Source organism: Microbacterium meiriae, assembly GCF_040702565.1.
Classification (GTDB): domain Bacteria; phylum Actinomycetota; class Actinomycetes; order Actinomycetales; family Microbacteriaceae; genus Microbacterium; species Microbacterium meiriae.
Map to the genome: position 1 here is coordinate 974243 of NZ_JBFBLJ010000001.1, position 12695 is coordinate 986937.

Annotated in this window: 15 protein-coding genes; all 15 read right to left on the reverse strand. The window is 72.1% G+C overall.

The window, feature by feature from the left end; genetic code table 11:
• Positions 1-6: 6 nt before the first annotated feature.
• A complete protein-coding gene (trpA, locus tag AB0310_RS04715; RefSeq protein WP_083370860.1) occupies positions 7-810 on the reverse strand; it encodes a tryptophan synthase subunit alpha in 804 nt (267 codons plus the stop codon).
• Positions 807-2075, reverse strand: coding sequence for a tryptophan synthase subunit beta (gene trpB, locus AB0310_RS04720; protein WP_259954843.1), 1269 nt, complete (start codon positions 2073-2075; stop codon positions 807-809). Before trpB ends, trpA begins: the two co-directional genes overlap by 4 nt.
• Complete coding sequence (gene trpC / locus AB0310_RS04725; RefSeq protein ID WP_268776306.1) at positions 2072-2848, reverse strand: indole-3-glycerol phosphate synthase TrpC; 777 nt, start codon at positions 2846-2848, stop codon at positions 2072-2074. Before trpC ends, trpB begins: the two co-directional genes overlap by 4 nt.
• Positions 2848-3078, reverse strand: a complete 231-nt coding sequence (locus tag AB0310_RS04730) for an HGxxPAAW family protein (RefSeq protein WP_071328620.1) — start codon at positions 3076-3078, stop codon at positions 2848-2850. The genes trpC and AB0310_RS04730 overlap by 1 nt, the downstream gene beginning before the upstream one ends.
• 47 nt (positions 3079-3125) lie before the next feature.
• A complete protein-coding gene (locus AB0310_RS04735; protein WP_187661491.1) occupies positions 3126-3716 on the reverse strand; it encodes a Trp biosynthesis-associated membrane protein in 591 nt (196 codons plus the stop codon).
• Positions 3713-4096 (reverse strand): phosphoribosyl-AMP cyclohydrolase, encoded by a 384-nt coding sequence (hisI, locus tag AB0310_RS04740; RefSeq protein WP_187661492.1) that lies wholly within the window; start codon positions 4094-4096, stop codon positions 3713-3715. Before hisI ends, AB0310_RS04735 begins: the two co-directional genes overlap by 4 nt.
• A complete protein-coding gene (gene hisF, locus AB0310_RS04745; protein ID WP_259954835.1) occupies positions 4093-4854 on the reverse strand; it encodes an imidazole glycerol phosphate synthase subunit HisF in 762 nt (253 codons plus the stop codon). Before hisF ends, hisI begins: the two co-directional genes overlap by 4 nt.
• Positions 4854-5693: an ATP phosphoribosyltransferase gene (gene hisG / locus AB0310_RS04750; protein WP_366236676.1), complete on the reverse strand. Its 840-nt coding sequence runs from the start codon at positions 5691-5693 to the stop codon at positions 4854-4856. Before hisG ends, hisF begins: the two co-directional genes overlap by 1 nt.
• A gap of 38 nt (positions 5694-5731) precedes the next feature.
• Positions 5732-5995, reverse strand: coding sequence for a phosphoribosyl-ATP diphosphatase (locus AB0310_RS04755; protein ID WP_366236677.1), 264 nt, complete (start codon positions 5993-5995; stop codon positions 5732-5734).
• Positions 5992-6672, reverse strand: coding sequence for a ribulose-phosphate 3-epimerase (gene rpe / locus AB0310_RS04760; protein WP_187661495.1), 681 nt, complete (start codon positions 6670-6672; stop codon positions 5992-5994). Before rpe ends, AB0310_RS04755 begins: the two co-directional genes overlap by 4 nt.
• A 4-nt stretch (positions 6673-6676) precedes the next feature.
• On the reverse strand, positions 6677-8044 hold the full coding sequence (locus AB0310_RS04765) for an RsmB/NOP family class I SAM-dependent RNA methyltransferase (RefSeq protein ID WP_280571662.1): 1368 nt from the start codon (positions 8042-8044) through the stop codon (positions 6677-6679).
• A 92-nt stretch (positions 8045-8136) separates the two neighbouring features.
• Complete coding sequence (locus AB0310_RS04770) at positions 8137-9057, reverse strand: methionyl-tRNA formyltransferase (protein WP_366236679.1); 921 nt, start codon at positions 9055-9057, stop codon at positions 8137-8139.
• An 18-nt stretch (positions 9058-9075) separates the two neighbouring features.
• Positions 9076-11034, reverse strand: coding sequence for a primosomal protein N' family DNA-binding protein (locus AB0310_RS04775; protein WP_366236922.1), 1959 nt, complete (start codon positions 11032-11034; stop codon positions 9076-9078).
• A gap of 16 nt (positions 11035-11050) precedes the next feature.
• A complete protein-coding gene (metK, locus tag AB0310_RS04780) occupies positions 11051-12244 on the reverse strand; it encodes a methionine adenosyltransferase (RefSeq protein WP_071328627.1) in 1194 nt (397 codons plus the stop codon).
• A gap of 88 nt (positions 12245-12332) precedes the next feature.
• Positions 12333-12587: a DNA-directed RNA polymerase subunit omega gene (gene rpoZ, locus AB0310_RS04785; protein WP_025103490.1), complete on the reverse strand. Its 255-nt coding sequence runs from the start codon at positions 12585-12587 to the stop codon at positions 12333-12335.
• Positions 12588-12695: the final 108 nt, after the last annotated feature.

Genomic DNA, 12695 nt, shown 5'->3' on the forward strand with positions numbered 1-12695 from the left:
GCGATCCTACTTCTCTGAGACGAAGCGCGCCGACGCGGTGCCGGCGGCCAGGGTTCGGGTGACTTCGGCGAGGGCGGGGACGCCGCCGTCGCGGAGGGCGCGGACAAGGGCGGTGCCGACGATGGCGCCGTCGGCGTACTCGGAGACGCCGGCGATCTGCTCCGGGGTCGAGATGCCGATGCCCACGCAGGCGCGGCGGGCGCCGTGGTCGCGCAGTCGCGACACGAGGGTACGGGCTGCGCGGTCGAGCTCGGCCCGCTCCCCCGTGATGCCCATGGTGGAGACGGTGTAGACGAAGCCCGTCGAGGACCGCACGACGAGATCGAGCCGCTCGTCCGACGAGGTCGGAGCCGCGAGGAAGACCCGGTCGAGACCGAGGCGCTCGCTGGCCGCGATCCACTCGCCGGCCGCTTCCGGGGTGATGTCCGGAGTGATGAGGCCGGCGCCGCCCGCGGCGAGCAGGTCCTCGGCATAGCGGTCCACCCCGTACTGCAGCACCGGGTTCCAGTAGGTCATCACGAGGACCGGGACGTCGGTCGCGGCGGTGATCGCGCGGATGGCGGTGAAGAGGTCCTTCATCCGGAAGCCCGCGGCGAGGGCCTTGGTCGTCGCCTCCTGGATGATCGCGCCGTCCATGACGGGATCGCTGTAGGGAGGCCCGAGCTCGATGATGTCCACGCCGTTCTCGGCGAGGGCGATCGCCGCCTGGATGCTCGTCTCCAGGTCGGGAAAACCGACGGGCAGGTAGCCGACGAAGGCGCTGCGGCCGGCGTCGTGCGCGCGCTGGATGGCCTGTTCGACGCGGCTCACAGCTGCGGCTCTCCCTTCGAGGCCGCGTCCTCGGCGGCGCTCTCCTCGGACACGTCGTGCGCGAGGGCTTCCTCGTCGTAGAGCTCGAAGTACCGGGCGGCGGTGTCCATGTCCTTGTCGCCACGGCCCGAGAGGCAGATCGCGATCAGGCCGTCGGGGCCGAGCTCGCGGCCGATCCGCAGCGCACCGGCGAGGGCATGAGCCGACTCGATCGCGGGGATGATCCCCTCGGTCCGGCTCAGCAGCCGCAGAGCCTGCATCGCCTCGTCGTCCGTCGCCGGGATGTACTCGGCCCGACCGATGTCGGCCAGCCAGGAGTGCTCTGGACCCACGCCCGGGTAGTCGAGACCGGCGGAGATGGAGTGCGATTCGACGGTCTGGCCGTCCTCGTCCTGCAGCACGTACGTCTTCGCGCCGTGCAGCACGCCGGGGCGGCCGCGCTCGATCGACGCCGCGTGCTTGTCGGTGTCGACACCGTCGCCGGCAGCCTCCACGCCGTACAGCCGCACGCCCTCGTCGTCCAGGAACGCGTCGAACATGCCGATCGCGTTGGACCCGCCGCCGACGCAGGCGACGACGGCATCAGGGAGCCGGCCGACCTCGTCGAGGATCTGGGCACGGGCCTCTTCGCCGATGATCTTCTGGAAGTCGCGCACCATCGCGGGGAACGGGTGCGGTCCCGCGGCCGTCCCGAAGATGTAGTTGGTCGTCTCGACCGAGGCGACCCAGTCGCGGTAGGCGTCGTTGATCGCATCCTTCAACGTGCGCGACCCCGAGGTCACCGCGACGACCTCGGCGCCCAGCAGGCGCATCCGGGCGACGTTGAGCGCCTGACGCTCGGTGTCGACCTCGCCCATGTAGATGGTGCAGTCGAGCCCGAACAGGGCGGCGGCCGTCGCCGTCGCGACGCCGTGCTGCCCGGCCCCGGTCTCGGCGATGACCCGTGTCTTGCCGAGGCGCTTGGTGAGCAGGGCCTGGCCCAACACGTTGTTGATCTTGTGCGAACCCGTGTGGTTGAGGTCCTCGCGCTTGAGGAAGACCCGCGCGCCGCCCGCGTGCTCGGCGAACCGCGGCACCTCGGTGAGCGCGGAGGGGCGCCCGGCGTAGGAGGACAGCAGATGGGCCAGCTCGGCTCGGAACTCCGGGTCGGCGATGGCCTCCTCGTAGGCGACCGTCAGCTCGTCGATCGCGGCGACCAGGGATTCCGGCATGTACCGCCCGCCGAAATCGCCGAAGAACGGACCGTGCTGGTCGCGCAGACTCACTTCGCCTCCAGGAAGCTCTCGAGAGTGGCCACCGGGTCTCCGGTCACCAGGGCCTCGCCGATCAGCACGACGTCGGCGCCGGCCGAACGGTAGTGCGCGACGTCGGCGGGCGTGAGCACCGCGGACTCCGCGATCTTGATCGCCGAATCCGGGATGCGGTCCACGAGCCGACCGAACAGATCGCGGTCGAGTTCGAGGGTCTTGAGGTTGCGGGCGTTCACGCCGATCAGATCGGCGCCGAGGTCGATCGCGGCCTCCAGCTCCTCCGCCGAGTGGGTCTCGACGAGCGGAGTCATGCCGAGCTCGAGGATGAACCCGTACAGGTCGCGCAGGATGTCCGGCTCCAGGCCGGCGACGATGAGCAGGACGAGGTCGGCGCCGGCGGCGCGGGCCTCCAGCACCTGGTAACGGGTGGCGATGAAGTCCTTGCGCAGCACGGGGAGCGAGACCCGGGCGGTGACCGCCTCCAGATCGGCGAGGCTGCCTCCGAAACGACGTCCCTCGGTGAGGACGCTGATCGCGGAGGCGCCGCCGGTCTCGTAGAGCGCGGCCTGGTGCGCGGGATCCGGGATCTCGGCGAGGGGGCCGCGGGACGGGCTCGCCCGCTTCACCTCGGCGATGATCTTCACCCGATCGGCGGGAGCGAGGAACGACAGTGCGTCCTTCGCCGCGGGGCGCGAAAGAGCGTCACGCTCGACGACCGCGAGCGGGCGGGACTCAGAACGACGCTCGGCGTCTGCGACAGCGCCGGCCGTCAGGTCGGCGAGGACCACTAGTGCGCCTTCGGAGCGTACTTGGGACCCTTCACGCCGTAGCCCGCCTTCGCGAGCACCCAGCCGACGATCGCCCCGATCGGGATCAGCGCGGCGGAGATCCACACCAGGGTCGGCTGCTCGAAGCAGAACGCGACGGTCGCGGCGGCGAAGCCGACGAGCATGATCACGACGGCGGTCCAGGCCGCAGGCGAGTGTCCGTGGCCGGGGTCAGCGATCGGGTTGGTCATGTTCTCCTCCGGGGACGACGTGGGGATCTGGGTTCAGTCTATCGGGGTCAGCGCGTCGGGTCGGACCCCCGGGACAGCTCGTCCCAGGAATCGACCGCGTCGACGGGGCCGTCGTGCGGCGCATCGGTCGGCGCGTCGGTGCGGTAGCGACGGCCGCCGACCTTCCAGCGCCGCCAGGTGGTCAGCACGAGGACGGCGGCGGCGAGCAGGATCACCCAGCCGCCGAGGGCGAGGTACGGCCAGACGGACGGGATGATGCTCGCCGCGACCTCGTGGACCGCTCCGCTTCCGGCGAGTCCCGTCGTCTCGGTGACGGTCGCGGCCACCGCGCCGTACGCGTCGCCGAGGAGGACCTGCAGCGTGGACCAGCCCAGGAACACGGCGGCCGCGGCGGCCAGCACCCCGAAGACGAGACGCACGGCCCGGCCGGCGATCGCGAGAGCCGCACCCAGCGCGAGCACGGCGAGGCTCAGCGGCGCGAGCAGCACGAGAGCGGAGGCGCCGGGGACGAGGATGTCCTCCCCCGCGTCCGCCCGCTGCACGGTGAACCAGGTCTGCGTGGAGGAGATGATCCCGATGGCGCCGGCCAGCAGGAAGCCCGTCACGGAGAGGGAGCGGCCGCGCTGCGCGATGCTCACGAGGCCGCCGCCCCGTCGACGGCGTCCAGGTCGGTGGTGTCGAAGCACGTCCGCGTTCCGGTGTGGCACGCGGGGCCGGTCTGGTCGACGAGGAGCAGGAGCGCGTCACCGTCGCAGTCGAGGCGGGCCTCCCGCACGACCTGGATATGCCCGGAGGTGTCACCCTTGCGCCAGTACTCCTGGCGGGAGCGGGACCAGTAGGTCGCGCGGCCCGAGGTGAGCGTGCGGCGCAGGGCCTCGGCGTCCACCCAGGCGAGCATGAGCACCTCGAGCGAATCCCACTGCTGCACGATGATCGGGGCGAGCCCGTCCGCGTTGAACGCGACCTGGGCGATGCGGTCGTCGATGGAGACCTCGTCCTGCTTCGGCGTGTCGGTCATCGGACGAGCACTCCTTCCGCGCGCAGCGCATCCTTCACGTCACCGACGGTCAGGGCTCCGGTGTGGAACACGCTGGCCGCGAGCACCGCGTCCGCCCCCGCCTTGATGGCCGGCGCGAAGTCGGTCGCCCGCCCCGCACCGCCGGAGGCGATCACCGGGATCGGCGCCACCTCGCGCATGAGGCGGACGAGCTCGAGATCGAAGCCGTCGCGGGTCCCGTCGGCGTCGATCGAGTTCACGAGCAGCTCCCCCGCGCCGCGCTCGGACGCCTCGCGCGCCCAGTCGAGCGCATCCAGCGTGGTCTGCGTACGGCCGCCGTGCGTGGTGACGACGAAGCCGGATCGCGTCGTGTCGGCGCGCTTGACGTCGAGCGAGAGCACGAGCACCTGGGCGCCGAAGCGATCCGCGATCTCGCCGATGAGCTCGGGACGGGCGATCGCCGCGGAGTTCACGCCGACCTTGTCCGCACCGACCGAGAGGAGCCGCGCGACGTCGTCGACGCTGCGCACGCCGCCGCCCACCGTCAGCGGAACGAAGACCTGCTCTGCGGTGCGCTGCACGACGTCGTAGGTCGTCGCCCGCGCATCCACCGTCGCGGTGACGTCGAGGAACGTGATCTCGTCGGCGCCCTGGGCCGCGTAGTGACGGGCGAGCTCCACCGGATCACCCATGTCGCGGAGGTTCTCGAAGTTGACGCCCTTGACGACGCGGCCGTCGGCGACGTCCAGGCACGGGATGACGCGACTCGCGAGGGTCATCAGAGCCTCGCCGCGTGGATCGCCGTGACGAGGATGGCCCGGGCACCGAGGGCGTAGAGATCGTCCATCACCTGATTGACGCGGCGCCGCGGGATCATCACGCGGACGGCCACCCAGGACGGGTCGCGGAGCGGCGAGATGGTCGCGGACTCCCGACCGGGTGCGATGGCCACGGCCTGATCGACCAGCTCGGTGGGGAGGTCGTAGTCGAGGAGCACGTAACGGCGCGCGACCATAACGCCGCGGAGCCGGCGCAGCAGCGTGTCCACCCCGTCGGCCTCACCGGGACGGCTGATGAGCACGGCCTCGGACTCCAGGATCACGGGGCCGAAGATCTCCAGCCCCGCCTGCCGCAGGGTGGTGCCGGTGGACACGACGTCGGCGACCGCATCGGCGACGCCGAGGCGCACCGCGGACTCGACCGCGCCGTCGAGCTGCACGAGCTCGGCGTTCACACCCTGGTCGCGGAGGAAGGAGCCCACCAGACCCGGGTAGGCGGAGGCGACGCGGACGCCGTCGAGGTCGTGGACCGAGGTGAAGCGTCCGGGAGGACCGGCGAAGCGGAACGTGGACGCCCCGAATCCGAGCTGCTCGATCTCGCGCGCCGGCTGCTGCACATCCAGGAGGAGGTCGCGACCGGTGATGCCGACATCGAGGGCACCGGAGGCCACGTACGTGGCGATGTCACGGGGGCGGAGGAAGAAGAACTCGACGTCGTTCTCGGCGTCGATGACATGCAGGGTCTTGGGGTCGCGGCGGCCGGCGTAGCCCGCCTCCGCGAGCATCTCGGCGGCGGTCTCGGAGAGCGAGCCCTTGTTGGGAACGGCGATGCGCAGCATGAACGGCTTTCAGTTCGAAGGAGTGGGACCGGAGCGCATCACAGATGTCGATAGACGTCCAGCAGCGTGAGGCCCTTCGCGAGCATCATCACCTGCAGGTGGTAGAGGAGCTGCGAGATCTCCTCGGCTGCGGCGGCGTCCGACTCGTACTCCGCCGCCATCCAGACCTCGGCGGCCTCTTCGACGATCTTCTTGCCGATCGCATGCACGCCGCCGTCGAGCTCCGCGACGGTGCCCGATCCCTCGGGGCGGGTCTCGGCCTTGACGCTGAGCTCGGCGAACAGCTCGTCGAAAGTCTTCACCCCTCCAGGCTACCGGCTCGCGCGAGGTCCCTGAGCCGGGTGACAGCCGCCTCCACGTCGTCCGCACCGTAGACCGCGGAGCCCGCGACGAAGGTGTCCGCCCCCGCTTCGGCAGCCTGGGCGATCGTCGCGTCGGAGATCCCGCCGTCGACCTGGAGCCAGACGGACGAACCGCGCCGCCGGGCCTCCGCGGACAGCGCCTGCAGCTTCGGCATGGTCTCCGGCATGAATCCCTGGCCTCCGAAGCCGGGCTCCACGGTCATCACGAGGATCTGGTCGAACTCGTCCAGCAGCTCGAAGAGTCCCTCGACGGGCGTCGCGGGCTTGACCGCCACCCCCGCACGGGCGCCGATGTCGCGCAGTCGACGCGCGAGCGCCACCGGCTCCCCCGCCGCCTCCAGGTGGAAGGTCACGCTCGCGGCACCGAGTTCGGCGTAGCCGGGGGCCCAGCGATCCGGATCCGTGATCATGAGATGCACGTCCAGCGGGACCGGGCTGGTCTCCTGGATGCGCTGGACCATCTGCGGACCGAACGTGAGGTTCGGGACGAAGTGGTTGTCCATGACATCGACGTGCGCGAAGTCGGCCGTCGCGATGCGCGCGAGTTCCGCCTGCATGTTGACGAAGTCCGCGGCGAGGATGCTGGGGTTGATGCGCGGGGCGCGGGGCAGATCCATGGTCTCAACCTTCCTTCGGGGCTTCTGTCGCATCGCCGGGGCGCTGCAGGAGTGCGAGGAACATCGCGTCGGTGCCGTGGCGATGCGGCCAGAGCTGTGCGCTGCCGGTCTGCGAGCGGCCGTCGTCGGCGAGGTCGATCGGCGACTGGGCCACGCCGCGCAGCACGGCGCGGGCGTCGAGTTCGACGAGCTCAGGACGCAGGCGCCGCACCTCCTCGACCACCGCCGTCGTCTCCGCGAGGTGGGGCGAGCAGGTGACGTACGCGACGATGCCTCCGGGAGCCAGAGCCTCCACGGCCGCCGTCAGCAGACCGACCTGCAGCGGCACGAGCTCGGCGACGTCCGCCGGGGACTTGCGCCACCGGGCCTCCGGGCGCCGACGGAGGGCGCCGAGGCCGGTGCAGGGGGCGTCGACCAGGATCCGGTCGAACGCGCCGGGCCGCTCGGCGGCCAGCTCCCGGCCGTCGCGCTCGTGGACGGTGACGTCGCCCGGGACGGCTCGCAGGGCGTTGCGCACGAGTCGGGCCCTGGTGGGCACGACCTCGTTGGCCTCCAGCACCGCGTCGTTCTCCCGGGCGACGGCCGCGAGCAGAGCGGTCTTCCCGCCAGGGCCCGCGCACAGGTCGAGCCACCGCTCCCCCTGGCGGACCGGGGTCGCCGCGGTCAGCGCGAGCGCGACGAGCTGCGACCCTTCGTCCTGCACGCGGACCGCGCCCTCGGAGGCGGTCAGCGCGAGACGCGGATCGCCCCCCGGAGACGCGAATGCCGTGGCGGCGTAGGGCCGACGAGGCTCCTGCGGCTCCGCGAGCCCGGGGAGGGCGACGAGCGTGACCTCGGGCGAGACGTTGTCGGCCTCCAGCAGGGCGTCCAGTTCCTCGACACGCCCCTCGGCGGCGAGGGCGCGACGCAGCGCCCGGATGATCCACACCGGGTGCGCAGCACGGAGCGCCAGCCGTTCGTCGTCCGACCGTGCCGCCGCCTCGATGCGCGCGAGCCACTCCTGGGGCGACTCCCGGGCGATCCGCCGGAGCACCGCGTTCGCGAAGCTGGACGCCCCGCGACCGGCGTCGAGCGCGACGAGGTTCACCGACTCGTTCACGGCCGCGTGCGGGGCCACCCGCGTCGCGAGGAGCTGGTGCACGGCGAGCCGGAGCGCGTCGAGCACCGCGGGGTCGATCGCGTCGGCCGGGCGATCCGCGGCCGCGGCGATGATCGCGTCGTACGTGCCGCGGCGACGGAGTGTGCCGTAGGTCAGTTCCGTCGCCAGCGCCGCGTCCTGCGGGCTCAGCCCGGCCTCGGCGATCGCGGTCGGCAGCAGCAGGTTCGCGTAGGCGTCGGAGTCCGACACCGCCCTGATCACGTCGTACGCCACGCGGCGTGCCGGCTGGACCGTCCGGTCGGGGCCGCGGCCGTTCCGCGTCCGGTCCTCGCGCTGCGGGCCGCTGCCGGGGCGTCGCCGGTCGTTCACGAGCCGGCCACCGGGGTCGCGCCCTGCAGGCCCCGCCACCAGTCGGCGGCGTTCATGGGTCCCTTACCCGCGGGTTGCAGCCGGGTGACGGCGAGCGGTGAGGTGGCCGTCCCGATCAGGACCTCCGCTCGCGTGCCCGCCACGGCACCCGGTGGCAGATCCTCCCCCTCGGCACCCGCGGGTCGTGCCTCGAGGATCTTGAGCCGCTGGCCGTCGATCGTCGTGTGCGCCCCCGGCTCCGGAGTGACCCCGCGGAACCGGGCGTACACGACGTCGAACGGCTCGCGGAAGTCGAGGAGACCGTCCTCGAGCGTCAGCTTGGCGGCGAACGTCGGCTCGCCCTTCTGCGGCACCGCGTGGGCAGTCCCGTCCGCGATCGCCGCGACCACGTCCGCGGTGAGAGCCGCGCCGTCGAGGGCCAGGGCCTCCAGTGCCTCCCCCGCCGTCGATGTGCCCGGCAGTTCGACGGCGCGCGTCGCGAACACGTCGCCGGCATCGAGCTCCGGGACGAGCTGGAAGACGCTCGCGCCGAGGACCGGATCTCCGGCGATCAGGGCGCGCTGCACCGGCGCGGCGCCGCGCCAGGCCGGCAGGAGCGAGAAGTGCAGGTTGATCCACCCGGCCTCCGGCGTGGACAGCAGAGGCTCGCGGACGAGCCCGCCGTACGCGACGATCACGCCGAGCTCGGGGCACAGGGCAGCGATCTCCTCCGTCACCGCCTCGTCGAGGCGCGCGGCGTGGATGACGGGAAGGCCGAGTTCGGCCGCGGCCTGGGCGACGGGCGAGGGAGTGAGCACACGCTTGCGCCCGAGGGGAGCGTCGGGGCGCGTCACGACGGCGGCGATGTCGTGCTCGGCGGCGAGGCGACGCAGAGTGGGGACCGCGGCGGCGGGAGTGCCGGCGAAGACGAGGCGCATGAAGGTTCTCCGGAAGGGTCAGAGTTCTGGATCGAGGATATCGAGGCGGACCGAGAGCGTGCTGCGGGCGGCCTTGGTCCGACCGCGGCGACCGCTCACGGCCTCCGCCACGACGGCCGCCCGGAGGGTGGTCGCGACGCGGCTTCCCGCGCCGTAGCCGAAGCGTACGAGAGCCCGGACCCGCGGGGGGACGTCGTCCGATTCGACGGGGACGGGACCGAGTACCGCGTCCCCGGGCAGCGAGAGCTCGGAGAGCGCCTCCAGAGCACGGGCGACCGCGGCGGCGGATCCCTCCACGAGCGCGACGCGGGCGGTCGGCGGCATGTGCAGCGGCGCTCGCTGCTCCAGCTCGGTGCGCGCGTAGGCGGCGTGGTTCCAGGTCGCCAGGGCCCTGGCGACGGCGCCGTCCACACCGACGAGGTGGACGGGAGCGCCGGGAGCGGCCAGAGCGGCCGCGTTCGACCACCACCGCAGGCAGGCTTCGCCGATGCGCAGATCCGGCGCCTGCAGCATGCGCGGCCCGTCGAGCAGGACGACGGCACGGTAGCCGCCCTCCGCGAGCGGCTCGGCGCCGCGGGTGGCCACCACCAGCGCCGGACGCGCGTCGACGCGCTCGACGGGGTGGCTGCCGTCCGCGACGATGACGCGGACGCCGGGGAACGCGCGGCCCAGCTCATCGGCGGTCCGTTCGCTGCCGGACGAGGCGAGTCGGAGACGGGTCGAGGAGCACACCGGGCAGGTCCACGCCCTGGCACCGCGTCCGCACCACCCGCACACGGGGACCGCGCCGCGATGGCGGGCGCCGAGCGGACCGCCGCAGTGGGGGCATCGGGCGGGGGCCCGGCAGTCAGCGCAGACGAGGGACGGGGCGAAGCCGGGGCGCGAGACCTGGATGAGCACGGGTCCCTCCGCGGCCGCGTTCCGGGCGGCGAGGAAGGCCGACGACGGCATGCGCTGCGGCGTCGGCTGCTCCATCTCCTGGGGTGTGCTGAGCACCACACGCGGCAGCACGCGCCGGGCGGCGCGTATGTCCTGCAGCCAGCCGCGCGCCACGAGCCGCTCCACCTCGGTCGTCCGCGTATGACCGGCGAAGAGCAGAGCCGATCCCTCCGCCTCCTGCCGCAGCAGCGCCGCATCCCGGGCGTGGACGTAGGGAGCGAGCGGCTCGCCCAGCAGGCTGTCGCCGTCGTCCCACACCGCCACGAGACCGGCGACGACGGGGGCGTACACCGCGGACCTGTTCCCGACGACGATGCAGGGCGCGTCCTCGAGCGTGCGGAGGAAGGAGCGGTAGCGGTCCGGGTTGGTCTGTCGGGAGTCGTGCCGCGCGATCGCCTCCGGGGGGACGAACCCGTCGAGGGCCGCCAGGAGCCGATCGAGGTCGCGGTGGTCCGGGACGACGAGGATGCTCGACTTCCCGGCCGCGAGCGTCGTCGCAGCGGCGGCGGCGAGCATCCGTGCCCAGCCCGGTGCGTCATCGGTGAGCTGCGGGATGGCCTCGACCGCCGCACGACCGCTCTCGTCGAGCACCGCCTGCAATCCGTCGTACAGTCCGACCACGGACGCGGCCGCGTCGCGCGCCTCGGGTCCGAGGAGCGGCGTCGGAGAATCGGCGGTCCAGGCCTTCTCGACGCGCACCTGCCGCTTCGGGATGACCAGCCGCAGCACGTCGGACGCCGACCCCGCCGCGCGATCGGCGACCCGCCGAGCCAGTCGGTACAGACGATCCGGCAGCACGGGGACGCTCGACACGATGCTCTCGACCTCGGAGAGCGGCCGATCGGCGTCGCCCTCCACGTCCAGTTCCACCACGAACCCGTCGACCACGCGGCCGGCGGTCCGCAGGGGGACACGCACCCGGACCCCGGGCTCGACGTCACCGAGCTCGGGAGGAAGGGCGTAGTCGAACAGGCGGTCGAGCTGCGGCAGCGGGGATTCCAGGAGCACCCGGGCGATGCGCCGGCTCTCCGGAGAGATCAGCACCGCGGCCTCGTCAGAGCCCGGCAGCGCGCCGCAGCTCCTCGGCCCGGTCCGTCCGCTCCCAGGTGAAGTCCGGCAGCTCCCGACCGAAGTGCCCGTAGGCCGCCGTCTGGGCGTAGATCGGCCGCAGCAGGTCGAGCTGCTCGATGATGGCCTGCGGCCGCAGATCGAACACCTCGTCGATGGCCCGCGTGATGACCTCGTCGGACACGCGCCCCGTGCCGAAGGTCTCCACGTACAGACCGACGGGGCGCGCGACACCGATCGCGTAGGCGACCTGCACCTCGAGGCGGTCGGCCAGACCAGCGGCGACCGCGTTCTTGGCGACCCAGCGGGTCGCGTACGCGCCCGACCGGTCGACCTTCGACGGGTCCTTGCCGCTGAAGGCGCCGCCGCCGTGCCGTGCGGCTCCCCCGTAGGTGTCGATGATGATCTTGCGTCCGGTGAGCCCGGCATCCCCCTTCGGGCCGCCCGTGACGAAGGGCCCCGCGGGGTTGATGTAGTAGGTGACGTCGTCGAGGTCGAGGCCGGTCGTGGCGAGGACCGGATCGATGACGTGCTCGCGGATCTGCGCCTTCAGGTCGTCCTGGGCGATGTCCGGGTTGTGCTGCGTGGACAGCACGACGGCGTCGACGGTCTTCGGGGTGAAGCCGTCATAGCCGAGGGTGACCTGCGTCTTGCCGTCGGGGCGCAGGAAGGGCAGCAGCCCGCTGCGGCGCACCTCCGTCAGCCGTTCGGCGATGCGGTGCGCGGTCCATGCGGCCATCGGCATGAGCTGCGGGGTCTCGTTGGTGGCGAACCCGAACATGATGCCCTGGTCTCCGGCGCCGAGACCGTCGAGCGGATCCACGGACGAGCCGTCGCGGTGCTCCTGCGCGTTGTCGACACCGTGGGCGATGTCGGTGGACTGCTCCCCCACCGAGACGCTGACGCCGCACGAGTCGCCGTCGAAGCCGGTGTCGGAGGACGTGTAGCCGATGCCGTTCACGACCTGCCGGACGATCGTCGGGATGTCGACGTAGGCGTCCGTGCGGATCTCCCCGGCGACGTGCACGAGCCCGGTCGTGACGAGCGTCTCGACCGCGACCCGGGAGCCCGGGTCCTTCGCGAGCAGTCCATCGAGGATGCTGTCCGAGATCTGGTCGCAGATCTTGTCCGGATGCCCTTCGGTGACGGACTCGGACGTGAACAGACGCAGCGCGCTCATCGATGCTCCAGAACGGGGACGGACGGTGGGAGGGTGTGGCACCCATTCTGGACCGCGCCACCGACGTCGCGGCGGCGCGGTCGTCGAGTCACTCCGCGTGACGCAGGCGGAGCTTGTCCTCGTTGATCTCGTGCAGGGCGATGGTGAGCGGCTTGTCCTCGACCGAGGAGTCGACGAGCGGGCCCACGTTGTCGAAGAGGTTGCCCTCGTGCAGGTCGGAGTAGTAGTCGTTGATCTGACGGGCGCGCTTGGCGGCGTAGATGACGAGCTCGTACTTGGAGTCGACGCGCTCCAGCAGGTTGTCGATGGGGGGATCGATGATGCCGTTGTTGCGTCCGGCCATGGGTGGACCTCCTGATCAGGCGACGGGATTCGCCGCGAAGACGATGCTGCGGGCGCGCGACCCTTCGACGAGCTCAGGGACCGGCGTGGTGCTCGACCCTGGAATCAG

Bases quoted from the DNA above. Each gene is read 5' to 3' on its own strand.
- AB0310_RS04730 (WP_071328620.1), bottom strand. From the start codon at position 3,078: ATGACCAACCCGATCGCTGACCCCGGCCACGGACACTCGCCTGCGGCC.
- rpoZ (WP_025103490.1), bottom strand. From the start codon at position 12,587: ATGGCCGGACGCAACAACGGCATCATCGATCCCCCCATCGACAACCTG.
- hisF (WP_259954835.1), bottom strand. From the start codon at position 4,854: ATGACCCTCGCGAGTCGCGTCATCCCGTGCCTGGACGTCGCCGACGGC.
- hisI (WP_187661492.1), bottom strand. From the start codon at position 4,096: ATGACCGACACGCCGAAGCAGGACGAGGTCTCCATCGACGACCGCATC.
- hisG (WP_366236676.1), bottom strand. From the start codon at position 5,693: ATGCTGCGCATCGCCGTTCCCAACAAGGGCTCGCTCTCCGAGACCGCC.
- rpe (WP_187661495.1), bottom strand. From the start codon at position 6,672: ATGGATCTGCCCCGCGCCCCGCGCATCAACCCCAGCATCCTCGCCGCG.
- AB0310_RS04770 (WP_366236679.1), bottom strand. From the start codon at position 9,057: ATGCGCCTCGTCTTCGCCGGCACTCCCGCCGCCGCGGTCCCCACTCTG.
- metK (WP_071328627.1), bottom strand. From the start codon at position 12,244: ATGAGCGCGCTGCGTCTGTTCACGTCCGAGTCCGTCACCGAAGGGCAT.